A 16,136-nucleotide genomic window follows, 5' to 3' on the forward strand; every position below is an offset into this window, starting at 1 on the left:
AGGGAGCATCAGGATGACCACCCATACCGGCAGTTGCCATTGCGGCAAGGTCGCTTACGAAGTCGACGGCGATATCGATCAGGCCTTGGACTGCAATTGCTCGATGTGCCGCCGTCGCGGCGGTCTGCTCTGGTTCGTGCCGCGCGCGGCGCTGCGCCTGACCACCGACGAAGCCGACCTGGGTACCTACCGCTTCAACACCGGTGTGATCGCGCACCACTTCTGCCCGAACTGCGGGATCTCGCCCTTCAGCGAAGGCAAGGGGCCGGACGGTTCGGCGATGGGCTGCATCAATGTGCGCTGCCTGGACGGCGTCGACCTGGCGACGCTGAAGATCGTGCCGTGGAACGGGCGCGATCATTGAGCCGCGATGGGGGGGCGGGGGCGGTCATCGCCCCGTCACCGTCGCGCTTTGGGAATCGCCGACCGACCCTGCCGTCGATCGAACGAGCAAAAAAAGACCGGCGCATGAATACGCCGGTCTTCGGTGTCGCTAGCGATGCGCTGCTGGCCTCTAAAGCCGATGGATCCGCGCTTTCGCGGGGATGACGCGATGGCAAAGCCGTGCGCGTTGCGCACGGGCCGTCGCGTCACTTGATCGGTTCGTTCAACATCATCTGCCGCACGAACCGCACCGGTGGCGCGCCGTAGGACAGCACCTGGTCGTGGTAGGTCTTGGCGTTGAACTGCGCGCCCAGCTTGGTCTCCACCGCCTTGCGCATGTCGAAGTGCTCCTGCGCGCCGACGAAATAGGTCGGCAGCTGCGCCGAGGTCAGCTGCGCGCGCACCCACTTGCCTTCGGCCTCGCTGGCCTGCTGGAAGGCCTGCTGGGTCATCAGCTCCATCGCCTGTTCCTTGGTCCAGTTGTCGACCTGGACGCCCTGGTCGAGGATGGCGTTGGCGATGGTGCGCAGGTAGAACTTGAGCTGGACCAGACGGAACAGCGGGTCGTTATCCAGATAGCCGGCGTCGGCCATCATGTCCTCGGTGTAGACCGCCCAGCCCTCGGCGAACAGGCCCGAGCGCAGCACCGCGCGCAACGTCGACGGCGACTTGGCCGAGTGCGCGCCTTCCAGGTAATGGCCGGGCATCGCCTCGTGGATCGACAGCAGGTGGATCATGCGGTTGTTGTATTCGCGCAGGAACGAATCGACCTGCTTGTCGCTCCAGTCGTCCGGAATCGGTGAGATCGCATAGTAGGTGTCCAGGCCGCGATCCAGCGGGCCCGGCGAATCGCAGTACGCCACCGCCACGCCGCGCTGGAACTCCGGCATCAGGATGATCTTGACCGGATCGTTGGGCACCGTGACCAGGTCCTTGGCGCGAGTGAACGCGGTGGCGTCGGCCAGGGTCTGCTTGGCGAAATCGACCACCTTGTCGCGTGCGGGCTTCTCGGCGTAGGCCAGCTCCAGCGCGGCTTCGATCGCCTTCTGCTGCTCCGGCGCACTGGGCTTGTCCGGCAGCGCCGGCGCGCCCGGCTTGTCCTTGAGCACCTGCTGCGCGATCGCGTACATGTCGCCGCGCACGCGCACCAGCTCGGCCTCGGCGCGTTGCTTGATTTCGGCGCGCGACAGCGACGAGTTCAACGAGTACTGCAGCTTTTCGTCGTACAGGGTCTGGCCGATGCGGAAGTTGCCCTTGGCGTTCGGCACCAGGGTTTCGTCCAGCCACTTCTGCTGCTCGGCCACGGCCTTGCGCAGGCCGGCGACGGCCGCGTCCAGGCGCTTGCGGTCCGCGCCCTGCAGCTGGCCCGCATTGGGCACGATGAAGGTATCGACCAGACTGAGCACGCCGGCGTTCTGCTTGGCGACGGTCTCGGCGTGGATCTTCGGCACCCGCGTCGGGTCGAGGTTGGCGCGCGCCTGGGCGAAGATCTGCGGGATCTTCTCCATGCGCACCGTCGCCGACTTCAGACGCTGCGGCATCGGCGCGAACTCGCGCGCCATCAGGTTGTAGATCGCGCCGCCGGCCAGACCGCTATAGACCTGCGGGTCCCAGGCCCAGCCCTGCAGGGTTTCGATGCCCCACACGTCCGAGCGCAGCTGGTTGCGCAGGATCGCCGCGTCGATCTGGTTCTCGCGCGAGAGTTTGCTCAGATCCACCGTGTCCAACTCGCCCAGCAGCTTCTTGGCGAAATCGACCTGGGCCTTGCGGCCGGCCTCGCTGAGGTCGTCGACCTCGCTGTCGTAGCGGTGCTCGCCGATCTGGGTCGCGGACACCGGGTTCAGCTTCAGCCAGCCGTCCAGCCACTGCTTGGACAGTTCGGCGAAGCGGGCGTCGACGGCGGCGTCGGAGGTGGTCGCCGCGGTGCTGGCGGCGGCCGCGGGCGCCTGCGGCGCGTCGGCCGTCTTCGGCTGGCAGGCGGCCAGGGTGACGGCCAGCAGGGCCAGGGCTAGCGGCGACTTACGCAACAGGCGCATACGGGGTCTCGAGGGGGCGGCGGACGCCGCGATCCGCGCAGGATATCGCGCGCCTGGGGCGCTCCGCATAGGCCGTTGGTCGCCCCCGGGCTTTGCCGATGCGGCTGCGTTATCGTGCGCGGCGACGGCCGCGCTACCTGCGGCCACGGGGACATCGATGCGCCTACTACTCTTGGCCGCGTCCTGCGCGCTGCCGCTGGCCGCGGGCGTGGCCGGGGCCGCGCCCGCGCCCGCCGTGCCAGCCCCCAGTGCCGATCGCCTGGGCGAGTTCCTGCGCCGGCCGCAGTACGAGTCGCTGACCCTGTCGCCACGCGGAGACTATCTGGCCGCGCGCGTGCCTCTGGACGACCGCACCGTGCTGGTGGTGGTGCGTCGCAGCGACATGCAGATCGCCGCTCAGCTGGATCCGGGCAAGGACGGTTTCGTCGACAGCGAAACCTGGGTGTCGGATACGCGTTTGTTCGCCTCCACCTCGGTGCGCTGGGGCACGCGCGATCAGCCCTACAGCCTGGGCGTGCTGCGCTCGCTGGACGTGGACAACAGCAAGGGGCGCGCCTTCGCCGGCAACGTGATCGACGCGTTGGTCGACGATCCCGAGCGCATGCTGATTTCGGATTGCCGCAAGGTCACGATCAAGGAATGCTGGACGCGCGTGGTCCGGGTCAGCAAGGACGGCGCCGGCAAGCGCGAGGAGATCGTCGACGCACCGATCCCGAACGCCGACTTCCTTGCCGACCGCAAGGGGACGGTGCGCTTCAGCTGGGCCTGGGAAACCGACGATCGCCAGCAGGTCTACCTGCTGCGCGGCGAGGACTGGACCCAGATCAACGACGAGACCGTCAGCGGCGTCGAAGTCCTGCCGGTGGGCACCAGCTACGACGGCCGCTACGGCTACCTGTGGAGCGAGCGGAAACAAGGGCCGGATGTGATCGAACGCATCGATCTGGCCAGCGGCGAACGCAGCGTCGTCGCCAGCGACCCCGACAGCGACCCGCAGCGCTTGGTCTGGTCGTTCGATGGTCACGAGCCGATCGGCGCGGTCTACGGTGGCCTGCAACCCAAGACCCGCTTCTTCGACGCCTCGCATCCGCATGCGGCACTCACCGCCGACATGGAAACCGCGTTTCCTGGCGAATTCGCACGTGTGACCAGCGCCACCCGCGACGGCCGGTCGGCGGTGGTCACCGTCAGTAGCCCGCGCGAACCCGATCGCTATTACTTGCTGGACACCGCCAGCGGCGACCTGAAGTTGCTCGCCAAGCGCCGGCCCTGGCTGACGGCGGCGCAGATGGCGCCCACGCGCGCGATCGAGCTCAAGGCCCGCGACGGTGTGGTCTTGCGCGGTTGGTTGACCGCCCCCACCAAGTCGCCCGCGGCGCCGCTGCCGTTGGTGGTGATGCCGCACGGTGGCCCCTTCGATATCCAGGACGACTGGGGCTACGACGACGAGGTACAGATGCTGGCGACGCGCGGCTACGCGGTGTTGCGAGTGAATTTCCGCGGTTCGGGCGGACGGGGGCGCGACTTCGTCGAGTCGGGCCATCGCCAATGGGGCGCGAAGATGATCGATGATCTCAACGACGCCACGCGCTGGGCCATCGCGGACGCCGGCGTCGACGCCGAGCGCATCTGTCTCTGGGGCGCCAGCTATGGCGGCTATGCGGCGCTGATGGCGGCCGCGCGCGAGCCCGACCTTTACCGCTGCGCGATCGGTTTCGCCGGCCCCTACGATCTGCCCACCATGCATCGTTGGGGCGACGTGCAGCGTTCGCGCTGGGGCCGTGCCTACCTGGATCGGACCCTGGGCGACGACATGGCCGAATTGCGCCGTCAGTCGCCGACCGCGCATGCGGCCAAGATCAAGGCCGATCTGATGTTGGTGCAGGGCATGCGCGACGAGCGCGTGTCGCCCGAGCATCTGCGGATGATGAAGCGTGCGCTCGAGGAGGCAGGGAAGCCCTACGAGGGCTACTTCCCCTCCCAGGAAACCCATGGCTTCTACGGCGAGAAATCCAAGCGTCAGTACTACGAGCGCGTGCTGGGGTTCCTCGACAAGCATCTGCGCTGAGCCCGTGCCCGCTCCTCAGTCCGAGACGATGCGCTCGGGCCGCGTGTAGACGTTCAAGGAGTCCCCACGCGCGAACGCGGCCAAGGTGATGCCGGCGTCATCGGCGGTGCGGATGGCCAGGTCGGTGGGGGCCGAGATCGCCACGACCAGGCCGATGCCGGCGGTGGCGGCCTTGTGCAGCAGTTCGTAGGACGCGCGTGAGGTCATGACCAGGAAGCCCGTGCGCGGGTCCAGCGCGGGCGCCGAGCTCGCCATCGCGCCGATCAGTTTGTCGAGGGCGTTGTGGCGGCCGACGTCCTCGCGCACCAGCAGGCCGCCGGGGTGGGCGAAGCCGGCGGCGTGGACGCCGCCGCTGCGCGCGTTCAAGGGTTGCTGTGCGGCCAGCGCGTCGAGGGCGGCGCGGATCTCGGCGCGACCGACGCGAAGGGGGTTGTCCACGCGCGCGACCGGGCGCACCGCTTCGCGCAGCGATTCGACCCCGCACAGGCCGCAACCGCTGCGGCCCTCCAGGTTGCGGCGGCGGTCGGCGATGGCGTCGTAGCGCGATTGCGGGATCGCCCCATGCAGGGCGACGCCGGCCTCGCTGCGCACCACGTCGACCAGGCGGTACTCCTGCGGCGCGGCGACGATGCCTTCGCTGAGCGCGAAGCCGAGCGCGAAGTCCTCCAGCGATTCCGGCGTGGCCATCATCACCGCGAATGCGAGGCCGTTGTAGAGCAGCGCGACCGGCGCTTCGACCACGACCGCGTCCTCATGTTCGCCGCGCGCGTCGCCGTGCAAGCGCAGGGTGCGCACCGAATGCAGGGCGTCGTTCATGCCTGGCCGCACAGGCGGCGGCCCTTGTCGGTGAGCGCCAGCAGCACGCGCTCACCCTCGCGCTGCTGCACGATCAGGTCGAGTCCGTCGTAGCGCGGGTCGTCGCCCAGCGCGGCCAGCAGGCGCTGCAGCTCGCTCAGTCCCAGGCCCAGGCGCTTGGCGACGCGATGGATGGATTGGCGGTCCTCCTCGGCCAACAGGCGCAGCAAGTCCAGGGCGGGGTCCTCGCTCATCGCGCGACGGCGACGGCGCTGCGGCTCAGTCGCACCGGGATCGATTTCGACGCCGGCGTGCGCGCGCGTTCGGCATGGCTGCCCAGCGGCACCAGCGGATTGGTCTCGGGGAAGTAGGCGGCCAGGCAGCCGCGCGGAATGTCGTATTCGACCAGGCGGAAACCTTCGACCCGGCGCTCCTCGATGCCGCCGCGGCCGTCGTCCCAGACCGAGGTGATGTCGATCAGATCGCCGTCGGCATACCCCAGCGCTTCCAGGTCCTCGCGGCCGATGAAGCAGACCCGGCGCAGGCCGTGCACGCCGCGGTAGCGGTCGTCCAGGCCGTAGACGGTGGTGTTGTACTGATCGTGCGAGCGCACCGTCATCAGCTGCAACAGGGCCGGCGCGCTCGCGTCGGCGTCGGCGTCGGCCAGCGCATGCACGAAGAACTGCGCCTTGCCGGTCGCGGTCGGGAATTCGCGTTCGCGGCCCGGATGGCGCAGATGGAAGCCGCCGGGCGTGCGCACGCGGCGGTTGAAATCCTCGAAGCCGTCGACGACCTGGGCGATGCGCTCGCGGATGCGGTCGTAGTCCTCGACCAGGGCCAGCCAGGGCGTCGCGCTGTCGGGCAGAGTGGCGGCTGCGAGGCGGGCGACGATCGCGGGCTCGGACAGCAGCTGCGGCGAGGCCGGCGGGTTCATGCCAGAGGACAGGTGCACCATGCTCATCGAATCCTCGACCGTGACCGCCTGCGGGCCGGTGGCTTGCAGGTCGATCTCGGTGCGGCCCAGGCAGGGCAGGATCAAGGCCTCGCGGCCGTGGACCAGATGCGAGCGATTGAGCTTGGTGCTCACGTGCACGGTCAGCGCGCAGTTGCGCAGCGCTTCGTAGACCAGGCCGGTGTCGGGCGTGGCGGCGGCGAAATTGCCGCCCATGGCGAAGAACACTTTGCCGCGGCCGTCGCGCATGGCCTCGATCGCGGCCAGGGTGTCGTAGCCGTGTTCGCGCGGCGGCGCGAAGCCGAACGCCGCGCCCAGTTTGTCCAGGAAGCGCGCCGAGGGCTGTTCGTAGATGCCCATCGTGCGGTCGCCCTGCACGTTGGAATGGCCGCGCACCGGGCAGGGGCCGGCGCCGGGCTTGCCGATGTTGCCGCGCAGCAGCAACAAGTTGGCCAGCATCTGGATGGTGGCCACGCTGCGCCGGTGCTGGGTGATGCCCATGCCCCAGCACAGGATGGTCGCGCGGCTGTCGATGTAGATGCGACCGGCCTGCTCCAGCTGTTCGCGGCTCAGGCCCGACTCGCGCTCCAGCGCCGGCCACGGGGTCGCACGCAGGGCGTCGGCGAAGGCGTCGTAGCCGCGGGTATAGGTGTGGACGAAGGCCTGGTCGACCGCGCCGGCCTCGACCACCTGCTTGGCCAGCGCGGTGGCGACGGCGAGGTCGCCGCCGATGCGCGGCTGGTAGTACTCGCTGGCGATGCGGGTGCTGCCGCCGCTGAGCATTTCGGTGGGCGACTGCGGGTCGGCGAAGCGTTCCAGGCCGCGCTCGCGCAGCGGATTGAAGGCGACGATGCGGCAGCCGCGCTTGGCCGCGCTGCGCAGCTCGCCGAGCATGCGCGGGTGGTTGGTGCCGGGGTTCTGGCCGAACACGAAGATCGCCTCGGCGCGCTCGAAGTCGTCCAGGGTGACCGAGCCCTTGCCGCTGCCCAGTTGTTCGGTCAGGGCTACGCCCGAGGGCTCGTGGCACATGTTGGAGCAGTCGGGCAGGTTGTTGGTGCCGTACTCGCGTACGAACAACTGGTACAGGAACGCGGCCTCGTTGGAGGTGCGTCCGGAGGTGTAGAAGATCGCTTCGTTCGCGCTGTCCAGGCCTTGCAGGGCCCCGGCGATGCGTGCGAACGCCTGTTCCCAGGCGATCGGCACATAACGATCGCTTATGGGGTCATAGGACATCGGCTCGGTCAGCCGGCCCTGCGCCTCGAGCGCACGGTCGTCCATGTCGGCCAGCTCGGCGACGCTGTGGGCGGCGAAGAACTCGCGCGTCACCCGCTTGGACGTGGCCTCGTTGGCGACCGCCTTGACCCCGTTCTCGCAGAACTCGAAGGTCGAGTGCGCGTTGCGGTCCGGCCAGGCGCAGCCCGGGCAATCGAAACCCTTGGGCTGATTGGCTTTGAGCAGGGTGCCGGCGCCCTTGATCACGACCTGCTGGTCGCGCAGCGCCTGCCAGGAACTGCGCAGGGCATCCCAGCCGCCGGCGGGTTTGTCGTAGTGGTCGATGGGCTTGTCGTCGGACATCGTGGTTCGCTGATCGGGCCGTGGCCTCGCGTGCAGCATAGCCGACCGGCTCGCGCGCGCCGCACGTTCAGGCTTCGTTTGGAAATCCCGGCATGGCGTGTCGCGAGCCGCGGCATGCGTCGAAAACCCCGCTTGACGCTCGCATGCGGCGATGCAACAAATTCTCCACCGCCGCCGCTCGCGGCACCGAGCAAGACCTGCGAACCGTGATCGTCATCGGACCTGTGAACCCGCGTTTCCGCCGCCTGCCGGCGGGCGCCCTGCGCTGTACGGAGTCGTGTCGTCGCTGATCGCGACACCTGCCTTCCGTAACGCCGCCGTCCCCGCACGAGTTCCGCATGACCCCGCACTTCGATCTCCGCGCGCTGCCTGCGCGCCGCCTCCTCATCGCTCCGCCGCGCGACCGCGTCGCCCGGTGTAGATCGCAGGCGATGCCCGTCACGGGCTGAGCCTGCCACCGCTCACCGTCCGGAGCGGCACGCGAGCGCATTCGACTCGCGGCCATCTCTCCCTCTCCCAGGTCGTGCCGCACGCGTGGTGGCGCGGGTGCGCTGCGGCGTGCCGCTACGGACGGACCTTTCGTCTTTCTTGCCTTTCCTTGTCCGTCTATTGGAGTGCTTGCATGTCGTTTTACGTTTCCCTTCCGCCGCGCCGCCGACCTTTGATTCTGGCCTTGGCGCTGGCCCTGGCCGCGCCGCTGGCGCAGGCCGACGAAGCCGCCGCCGACGCCGGCGTCACCCTGGACGCGGTCCAGGTCACCGGCACCAACCTGCGCCGCAGCGACGAGGCCGGCGTCAATCCAGTGTTGGTGCTGGACCGCGCCCAGATCGAGCGCAGCGGCAAGGTCACCGTGTCGGACCTGTTGCGCAGCCTCACCGCCAACAGCGGCAACAGCTTCAACGAGCAGTACACCGGCAGCTTCGCCAACGGTTCGGCGGGCGTGTCGCTGCGCGGCCTGAGCCAGAAGAACACTCTGGTGCTGGTCAACGGCTATCGCGTTGCGGCCTATGGTTTCGCCCAGAACACCCAGGACAACTTCGTCGATCTCAACGCCCTGCCGCTGGGCGCGGTCGAGCGCATCGAAGTGCTCAAGGACGGCGCCTCTGCGCTGTACGGTTCGGATGCGATCGCCGGCGTGGTCAACATCATCCTGCGCCGCAAGATCGAAGGCGTGGAGCTGGACGCGGCCTACGGCGCCGCCACCGAGGGCGGCATCGACCAGCGCAGCCTGGGCCTGCGCGCCGGCGTCGGCGATCCCGACAAGGACGGTTACAGCCTGCGTTTCAGTCTGGACGTGCTGGACCGCGGCCGCCTGGATGCCGACGAACGCGATCTGACCCGCGATGGCGACTACCGCGATCAGCCGGGCGGCCGGCTCGCCGGCTGGTCCACCCAGGGCGGCGCTTACTTGAGCAACCCGCGCGCGCCGCAGCGTTTCCCGAACTGCCAGCCTGGCACCGTGGCGCGGCCCTACGCCGACTTCGGCAGCCCGCTACCCGGCGACGCCTGCGCCTTCAACACCCAGCCCTATCGCACCCTGCTGCCCGACGCGGAGCGCTATCAGGCCTCGCTGGCCGGCGACTATTGGTTCAACGATTCGGTGCAGGGTTTCGCCGAGCTGCTCTATAGCACCAGCCACAACGGCACCTACTTCGGCGCGCCCTTGTCGGTGGGCGCGGGCCTGCGCGCCTACGATCGCAACACCGGGCGCCTGGTCGATATCCCGGTGGTGCTGCCGGTGGGGCATCCGAACAATCCCTACGGCGTGCCGACGCCGTTCGAAACCACCTTTCTCGACCTGGGCCCGCGCTACAAGATCAACCAATCGCAGTTCCAGCGCACCCTGGTCGGCCTGCGCGGACGCGGCGAGGTCTGGGATTGGGAGCTGGCGGCCAACTATTCCGAGAGCCGCCAGCGCGAGTACGTGCGCAACTTCGTCGACCGCTACGCGTTCGAGCGCGTGCTGGCCGACGGCAGTTACGACTTCTTGAATCCGGGCCGCACGCCCGGCGCGCTGGAGACCCTGCGCCTGTCCACGCGTCGCCCCGGCACCTATCGCCTGGCCACGGTCAACGCCAAGGTGTCGGGCTTCCCCTGGCAGTGGCGCGCCGGCGACGTGGGCGTGGCCGCGGGCGTGGAGTTCCGCGACGAGGCCCAGGACGCGCGCACCAGCCCGCAGGTGCTGTCGGGCACCGAGCTGCGCCCGGCGATCAATCTGATCGACGGCCAGCGCCGGGTCTCGGCGGCGTTCGTCGAGTTCAGCCTCAAGCCCTTCGACACGGTCGAGGTGCAACTGGCCGGGCGCGGCGATCACTACAGCGACTTCGGCAGCGCCTTCTCGCCCAAGCTGGGCGTGCGCTGGCAGCCCAACGAGGACTGGCTGCTGCGCCTCAACGCCTCGCGCGGCTTCCGCGCGCCGTCGCTACCGGAGATCGCGCAGAGCACCACCATCAGCTACGGCAGCGTGATCGATCCCTACGATCCGGTGCAGCCCGGCGGTTCGCGCGGCGTGACCATCCTGCGCGCGGGCAATCCCGATCTCGACGCCGAGCGCTCCAGCAACGTCAATCTCGGCGTGCTGTGGTCGCCCAGCGCCGACACCAGCCTGGGCGTGGACCTGTATCGCATCCGCCAACGCGATCTGATCGGGCCCGACAGCCTGCAGGCGATCGTGTCGAACCCGACCGCCTATCCCGGCCGCGTCACCCGCGATGCGCAGGGCCGCCTGCAGCTGATCGAGAACCGCTACGCCAACCAGGGCACGTTGACCACCACCGGTTTCGATATCGAGGGCCGCCAGGTCTGGCACGCGGGCGCGACCGACTGGACCCTGGACGGCAGCTGGACCCGATTGCTCAGCTACGAACAGCCACAGGTCGCCGGCCAGGCGGCGCTGGAAGGCGCGGGCGGCAACCGCTTCGGCGCGCTGCCGAAGTGGCGCGGCATCACCTCGCTGGGCGTGAACCGCGGCGACTGGAACGCGCAGCTGTCGTGGCGCTACATCGGCGGCTATGCCCAGCAGGTGGTGGACGCGCGCAGCAACCCAGGCCTGCGCGGCAAGGTCGACGACAGCCACACCTTCGATCTGTACCTGGCTTACCAAGGCCTGCGCGACAGCACGCTGTACCTGTCGGTGCAGAACCTGACCGACCGCGATCCGCCGTTCGATCCGGCCGGCGGCGCGCTGCCCTACGACATCACCCAGTACGACGGGCTGGGCCGGTTCGTGACGGTGGGCTTCAAGCACCGGTTCTGAGGCGGCCGATGCAGGACCGGCGCTTGCGAGCCCGCGCTTCGCGGCGCGGGTCGGCAGCGGCTGCGATGCCTCGTTGCTAGCATGGGCCGGCGTCGCGCGTACCCGCCGGGGTGCGCGCGACGGACCGGTTTCCAGTCCGCGTGGACAGGAAACCCCACGGCAGTACCGACAAGGAGCAGGTCATGGCAGACCCGGTTGGCGGCATCATCCTCACCATCTTTCTTTCCGTTACCCACGTAGGCGAGAACCAGGGCTTTCCGCATACGCCGGACGCGGCTTACGTCTGCGGTTTCGACCGCGCCAGTTACGAGATCGACCAGGCCGGCACCATCGACGTGGTGTTCGTGCCCAGCACGGCGGCGCGCTTCAAAATGCGCTCGGTGCGCATCAGCAACGACAACAGGGCGGCGCCGGAGTACGCGACCCTGCGGATCCAGAACCGCTCGCTGCAGCTAGAGGCCCAGAACAAGACCGCGCAGGCGATCTACTTCGGCGTGACGGTCGAGGACGAGAAGACCGGACAGTCGTTCGAATGCGACCCGCAGGTCATCAACATTCCCCGGCCTCCGGCGTAATCGGGCCGAGCGACCGTCGCGACAGGGCCGGCTTGCGGCGCGCTGAACGTCGGGCGCCACCCCCGCTGGTGGCGCCCATCGCGGCGATGTCATAGTCGGCCCAGCCCACAGGGGGCTCGGGGAGAATCGCGATGCGCAGCGTTTGGACCACGGCCGCGTTGGCCTTGACCTTGGCGGCCGCGGCCGCTTGCAGCAAACATGCGCCGCAGGAAGAGGCGGCCGCCGCTTCGCCCGAAAGCACCGCCGCTTCGCCCGGCCGCGCGGCGGGTGGCGCCGCCGATCTGGGCGTGAAGCTGGCCTACGAGCACGAAGTCGACCTCAAGATCGAGGCGGCCGAGATACCCAAGCGCCTGCGCGCGGCCCAGGACGCCTGCAACGGCGGCAAGTTCGGTCCCTGCGCGGTGCTGGGCCTGCAGCAGCAGGGCGGCGACGTCCCCAGCGCCAGCCTGCAGGTGCGGGTGGTGCCCGCGGGCGTGGACCCGCTGATCGCGCTGGCCGGCAAGGGCGACGAGATCGCCAGCCGCAACACCCATGCCGAGGATCTGGCCGTGGTGATGCGCGACAACACCTTGCTGCAGGATCGCCTGCGCAAGGAACACGCGCGGCTGCTGGAGTTCCAGGGCCGCCACGATCTGAAGATCCAGGACATGATGGTGCTCTCGACCCAGATCGCCCAGATCGAGGCGCAGTTGCAGGGCGCGCAGCAGGAAGGCGCGCAGCAGCAGCGCCGGGTCGACACCCAGTTGCTCACGCTGCGCTTCAACGCGCCGCAATCGCAGGCCAACCGCAGCGAGATCGGCCAGCCGCAGCGAGATCGGCCAGGCCCTGGGCGATTTCGGCGCGATCGTGACCGGCGTGGTGGCCTGGATGATCCGCGCCTTCGCGGTGCTGCTGCCCTTGGGCGTGGTGGTGCTGGGCGCGCTGTGGTTGCTGCGTCTGTTGCGCCGACGCGGCCGCAAGGCGGCCTGAGTGCGCGCCGTCGCGTGCTGGCTGTTGCTGCTCGCCGCGCCGGGATACGCCGCTGCGTCGCCGTCCTTCGCTTGTCCCCCGCAGGGCTGGGACCGCGCGGCCTTGGAGACCTTGAAGCGCGAGGAATTCGCGCTCGCCGATCCGGTCCGCCTTGAGGCATTGGCGCAGGGGCTGGTGTTCTGTCTCGGCGATCCCGATCCGACCCTGCGCGACGGCATCGCCTATGAGGCCTTGTCGGCCTGGATGCGCAAGGGGGCCTTGCCGGCCCCGGCCCTGCGCCGATTGAGCGACCTTCTGTACTTCCGCCTGGACGGGCCGGAAGGCGAAGGCTATGTGCATCCGTTCGCGGCCCTGCTGCTGGCCGAGGTCGCGCGCACCGATCGCGTCGCGGCGTGGATGAGCGCGCAGGAGCGCGCCACGATGGTCGCGCGCGCGGTGCGTTACGAAACCTCGGTGCGCGACTATCGCGGTTACGACGCGCGCAACGGCTGGCGCCACGGCGTCGCCCATGGCGCCGACTGGCTGATGCAATTGAGCTTGAATCCGGCGCTGGACGACGCCCAACTGGCCGCGATCGTCGATGCGGTCGCGGCCCAGGCGGTGCCCGAAAGCGGGCATGCCTACGTCTTTGGCGAGCCCGAGCGTCTGGCGGCGCCGGTGCTGTACGCGGCGCGGCGCGGTTTTCGCGACGAGGCGCAATGGACGGCGTGGTTCGCCGGCCTGCCGGCACGCCTGGGCGATGCCAAGCTGGCCTACCGCGACCCGGCCTGGCTGGCGCGCCGCCACGACCTGCTCGCGTTCCTGCAGGCGATCTACGTCAGCGCCGACGTGTCCGACGATGCGCGCCTGCGCGTGCTGCTGCCGGGCGCGACCGCGGCGCTCAAAGCGATGCGCTGAGCGCGAGCGACAACCCCGTTTGTCTTCCCGCTTTGGAAAAGGGGGATTGAGGGGGATTGGCTTGTGAGTCGCGCGACCCCGCCGCTCATGTCTCGACAGCGCTCGCCAAGAACGGATCGCAAAGCTGCGCCAGCTGGGTCAGCGCTCCTCTTCGCTCTCGAACTCGACCAGCACATCCAGGTCGAAGGCCAGCGCCTCCACCGCCTCGCGCACTTTCTCCGCGCTGGCGCGGTTGGGGGCGTCGATTTCGAGCTCGTGGGTGCCCGGGCCGCGGTCGTCGGGCAGGCCGGCCGAGCTGGAATCGGAGTCGTCCATGCGCGGCATCAGGTCGGCGACTTCCTCGACGTGTTCGATGCCGTCCAGGCTCACCAGGAGGTTGCCGATGGCGCGGGCATCGTCTTCGCTACCGGTCACGCGCAGTCGCAGCAGGGGCATGGTTGGTTCCTATCGCGGGAGAGCAGAAACGAGGCTAGGCGCGGCCGGGCTAAGGCCATGTGACGGCGCGGAATCGGCTCCGCGCGCGCGTCATCCGGCGTCCACGGCGATGGAGTAGGGTGCGCGCATGAACACGAGCGAATCCGCCCCCGCGCCGTCGGTGACCCTGCGTCCGCTGGAGCGCAGCGACCTGCACTTCGTCCATCAGCTCAACAACAATCGCAGCGTGATGGGTTACTGGTTCGAGGAGCCCTACGAGTCCTTCGTCGAGCTGGAGGAACTGTTCCGCAAGCACATCCACGATCAGTCCGAGCGCCGCTTCATCGTCGAGGACGCGCACGGCGAACGCGTGGGCCTGGTCGAGCTGGTCGAGATCGACCACCTGCATCGGCGCGGCGAGTTCCTGATCATGATTTCGCCCGAGCAGCAGCGCCGCGGCTATGCGCGTGCGGCGACCCGGCTGGCGATCAGCTACGCGTTCCGGGTGCTGAACCTGTACAAGCTGTACTTGCTGGTCGACGTGGACAACCTGCGCGCGATCGCGATCTACGAGGGCGCGGGCTTCCAGCGCGAGGGCGTGCTGGTGGACGAATTCTTCAGCGACGGCCGCTACCGCAGCGTGGTGCGGATGTGCCTGTTCCAGCACCAGGTGCTGAACCACCGCCGCGACGGCTGAGCGTCGCGGCGGCGCGCGGCTTACTTGGCCTTGCCCTTGGCGGGTTTGGCGGGCTTGGCGGCCGGGGCCTTTTCGCTGACTTCGCGCGTGGGCAGCGGCACGTTGCACAGGTCGATGTGGCCGGCCGGCTGCTTGTACCACTCGTCGCGGCGGTTGCGGCGCGACTCGATGATCTCGTCGAAGGCGGCGCTGTCGGTGCGCAGCACTTCGATCCCGACCCGATCCTTCTTGGGCAGGTCGGCGGCCAGGCGGATCGAGGCGATCGGCACGCGTTGGGCCGGATTCTCGTAGAAGCCCAGCGCGCCGGTGCCGCGCGGCAGCACCGACAGCAGCTCCATGCCCTGGACCACGCGGCCGACCACGGTGATGTTGCGGTCGAGCTGGCGCGGCGACTGGCCGATCACCACGTACAGTTCGGTGCCGTTGCTGGAATCGGCGGCGACGTCGCGGCCGGCGCCGACCATGCCGTAGCAATGCGCGAGCCAGGCCGACTTGGCCGAGGTATCGCGCGCGGCCGGGAAACCGTCGGCGAAACCGACCTGCGGCGCCCAGCCGTCCGGATCGGGCAGGACATGGAAGGGCAGCTTGTCGCTGCTGCGCGCGAACTCCGCCGGCAGCTTGGCCTTGGTGCCCTTGCCCAGCGGCTTGCGGCTCTTGTCGTCCTCGGCCGGATCGCCCCATTGCACGACGAAGTTGTCCTGCGAGCGGTTGATGCTCAGCCCGTTCCAATAGCCATTGCGCGCGAGCGCACGGATGTTGGCGACGTGGGCGGGCGCGAAGTCGGGCGCCAGCTCGATCACCACGCGGCCGCGCGGCAGATTGAGGTAGAGGGTGTCGCGCGGATCCAGCGCCCGCCAGTCGGTGGGCTTGGTGGCGTCGAGGATCTCCTGCATCGAGCGCGGCTTGGCCGCGTCGGCGGCCGCGGCGGCCAGCGGCAGGGACAGGGTCGCGGCGATCAGCAGCGGCGACAGCCACGCCGAGGGCTTGGACGAGTACGGCTTCGAACGCATCGTAGGATCTCCCCTTCAGGTCGAGCGAGTGTAGTCGCCGCGCATGAATTCGGTGAACTCGTCCTGGCCCGGAAAGCGGTTCTCGATCACGAAGCGGTAGCGATCCTGGTCGAACTCGTAGCGGTAGCGCGCCTGGCCGCGCGCGGTGGTCTTCTCCAAGCGCAGCACCTCGCCGTCCCAGTCGCCGCGCGCGGGTTCGGGCGGGAAGCCCATGCTGTCGAACCACCACCACAGCACGGCCTGGCTGCCGGGTTCGATCAGGAACACGCCATGGCCGCGGAACACGACCTGGCCGTCGCGCTCCTCCTCGTAGTCCTGGATCAGGGCCATGCCGTCCAGCGAAGGCCGGCATTGGCTGCGTCCGATCGCGCGGCCGCCGGGGCCCCAGGGTGAGGGCGAAAGCTGCTCCTCGCCGCTCCAGCGGCCGGCCAGACGCATCAGCCGCGCATGCGCGGGACCGGGGCGGGGCAGGTCCATGGCGGACTCCGTATCGGCGGGACCGGCAGGG

The 16,136-nt window shown here is 69.2% G+C and carries 14 protein-coding genes; 7 read left to right on the forward strand and 7 right to left on the reverse strand.

Going from position 1 to position 16,136, the window contains the following annotated elements:
* Positions 1-13 precede the first annotated feature (13 nt).
* Entirely contained in the window at positions 14-364 is a 351-nt protein-coding gene (locus ASD69_RS00790; protein WP_056172689.1) for a GFA family protein, read from the forward strand.
* A gap of 226 nt (positions 365-590) precedes the next feature.
* On the opposite strand, the gene ASD69_RS00795 is transcribed toward ASD69_RS00790, so the two are convergent.
* Positions 591-2,411 carry a DUF885 domain-containing protein gene (locus ASD69_RS00795; RefSeq protein ID WP_056176347.1) on the reverse strand — a complete coding sequence of 607 codons (1,821 nt, stop codon included), beginning with the start codon at positions 2,409-2,411 and terminating at the stop codon, positions 591-593.
* 166 nt (positions 2,412-2,577) lie between these two features.
* Between ASD69_RS00795 and ASD69_RS00800 the strand changes: the two genes are divergently transcribed.
* Complete coding sequence (locus ASD69_RS00800) at positions 2,578-4,488, forward strand: S9 family peptidase (protein ID WP_082576197.1); 1,911 nt, start codon at positions 2,578-2,580, stop codon at positions 4,486-4,488.
* A gap of 15 nt (positions 4,489-4,503) precedes the next feature.
* Here ASD69_RS00800 and fdhD read toward each other — a convergent pair whose 3' ends face one another.
* From fdhD to ASD69_RS00815, 3 genes are read right to left on the reverse strand one after another with little or no spacing between them, the layout of a single operon-like run.
* The gene (gene fdhD, locus ASD69_RS00805; protein ID WP_056172691.1) at positions 4,504-5,304 is read right to left on the reverse strand and encodes a formate dehydrogenase accessory sulfurtransferase FdhD; all 801 of its coding nucleotides are present in this window, start codon (positions 5,302-5,304) and stop codon (positions 4,504-4,506) included.
* Positions 5,301-5,537, reverse strand: a complete 237-nt coding sequence (locus ASD69_RS00810; RefSeq protein ID WP_056172693.1) for a helix-turn-helix domain-containing protein — start codon at positions 5,535-5,537, stop codon at positions 5,301-5,303. Before ASD69_RS00810 ends, fdhD begins: the two co-directional genes overlap by 4 nt.
* Positions 5,534-7,810, reverse strand: a complete 2,277-nt coding sequence (locus ASD69_RS00815; protein WP_056172697.1) for an FdhF/YdeP family oxidoreductase — start codon at positions 7,808-7,810, stop codon at positions 5,534-5,536. Before ASD69_RS00815 ends, ASD69_RS00810 begins: the two co-directional genes overlap by 4 nt.
* Before the next feature lie 622 nt (positions 7,811-8,432).
* Between ASD69_RS00815 and ASD69_RS00820 the strand changes: the two genes are divergently transcribed.
* From ASD69_RS00820 to ASD69_RS00835, 4 genes are all read left to right on the forward strand, one after another.
* Positions 8,433-11,066, forward strand: coding sequence for a TonB-dependent receptor (locus ASD69_RS00820; RefSeq protein ID WP_056172700.1), 2,634 nt, complete (start codon positions 8,433-8,435; stop codon positions 11,064-11,066).
* A 182-nt stretch (positions 11,067-11,248) separates the two neighbouring features.
* Positions 11,249-11,641 (forward strand): hypothetical protein, encoded by a 393-nt coding sequence (locus tag ASD69_RS00825; RefSeq protein WP_056172706.1) that lies wholly within the window; start codon positions 11,249-11,251, stop codon positions 11,639-11,641.
* Positions 11,642-11,805: 164 nt separating this feature from the next.
* Positions 11,806-12,765 (forward strand): DUF4349 domain-containing protein, encoded by a 960-nt coding sequence (locus ASD69_RS20985; protein WP_162250593.1) that lies wholly within the window; start codon positions 11,806-11,808, stop codon positions 12,763-12,765.
* Positions 12,713-13,507: a DUF2785 domain-containing protein gene (locus ASD69_RS00835; protein ID WP_200943921.1), complete on the forward strand. Its 795-nt coding sequence runs from the start codon at positions 12,713-12,715 to the stop codon at positions 13,505-13,507. Before ASD69_RS20985 ends, ASD69_RS00835 begins: the two co-directional genes overlap by 53 nt.
* A 138-nt stretch (positions 13,508-13,645) precedes the next feature.
* Here ASD69_RS00835 and ASD69_RS00840 read toward each other — a convergent pair whose 3' ends face one another.
* Positions 13,646-13,942 carry a hypothetical protein gene (locus tag ASD69_RS00840; RefSeq protein ID WP_056172712.1) on the reverse strand — a complete coding sequence of 99 codons (297 nt, stop codon included), beginning with the start codon at positions 13,940-13,942 and terminating at the stop codon, positions 13,646-13,648.
* Between the two features lie 127 nt (positions 13,943-14,069).
* On the opposite strand from ASD69_RS00840, the gene speG reads away from it, so the two are divergent.
* Positions 14,070-14,618, forward strand: coding sequence for a spermidine N1-acetyltransferase (speG, locus tag ASD69_RS00845; protein WP_056172715.1), 549 nt, complete (start codon positions 14,070-14,072; stop codon positions 14,616-14,618).
* 20 nt (positions 14,619-14,638) lie between these two features.
* On the opposite strand, the gene ASD69_RS00850 is transcribed toward speG, so the two are convergent.
* Both ASD69_RS00850 and ASD69_RS00855 read right to left on the reverse strand, forming a co-directional pair.
* Positions 14,639-15,511 carry a peptidylprolyl isomerase gene (locus ASD69_RS00850; protein ID WP_235567164.1) on the reverse strand — a complete coding sequence of 291 codons (873 nt, stop codon included), beginning with the start codon at positions 15,509-15,511 and terminating at the stop codon, positions 14,639-14,641.
* Between the two features lie 132 nt (positions 15,512-15,643).
* Positions 15,644-16,105, reverse strand: coding sequence for a DUF1579 family protein (locus ASD69_RS00855; RefSeq protein WP_056172720.1), 462 nt, complete (start codon positions 16,103-16,105; stop codon positions 15,644-15,646).
* Positions 16,106-16,136 lie beyond the last annotated feature (31 nt).

The organism is Lysobacter sp. Root604, assembly GCF_001427505.1.
Lineage (GTDB): Bacteria > Pseudomonadota > Gammaproteobacteria > Xanthomonadales > Xanthomonadaceae > Lysobacter.

Excerpts from the sequence above, each read along its gene's own strand:
- ASD69_RS00855 (WP_056172720.1), bottom strand. The coding sequence starts at position 16,105 with ATGGACCTGCCCCGCCCCGGTCCCGCGCATGCGCGGCTGATGCGTCTG.
- ASD69_RS00840 (WP_056172712.1), bottom strand. The coding sequence starts at position 13,942 with ATGCCCCTGCTGCGACTGCGCGTGACCGGTAGCGAAGACGATGCCCGC.
- ASD69_RS00850 (WP_235567164.1), bottom strand. The coding sequence starts at position 15,511 with ATGCAGGAGATCCTCGACGCCACCAAGCCCACCGACTGGCGGGCGCTG.
- ASD69_RS00820 (WP_056172700.1), top strand. The coding sequence starts at position 8,433 with ATGTCGTTTTACGTTTCCCTTCCGCCGCGCCGCCGACCTTTGATTCTG.
- ASD69_RS00800 (WP_082576197.1), top strand. The coding sequence starts at position 2,578 with ATGCGCCTACTACTCTTGGCCGCGTCCTGCGCGCTGCCGCTGGCCGCG.
- ASD69_RS00810 (WP_056172693.1), bottom strand. The coding sequence starts at position 5,537 with ATGAGCGAGGACCCCGCCCTGGACTTGCTGCGCCTGTTGGCCGAGGAG.
- ASD69_RS00825 (WP_056172706.1), top strand. The coding sequence starts at position 11,249 with ATGGCAGACCCGGTTGGCGGCATCATCCTCACCATCTTTCTTTCCGTT.
- ASD69_RS00790 (WP_056172689.1), top strand. The coding sequence starts at position 14 with ATGACCACCCATACCGGCAGTTGCCATTGCGGCAAGGTCGCTTACGAA.
- speG (WP_056172715.1), top strand. The coding sequence starts at position 14,070 with ATGAACACGAGCGAATCCGCCCCCGCGCCGTCGGTGACCCTGCGTCCG.
- fdhD (WP_056172691.1), bottom strand. The coding sequence starts at position 5,304 with ATGAACGACGCCCTGCATTCGGTGCGCACCCTGCGCTTGCACGGCGAC.
- ASD69_RS00815 (WP_056172697.1), bottom strand. The coding sequence starts at position 7,810 with ATGTCCGACGACAAGCCCATCGACCACTACGACAAACCCGCCGGCGGC.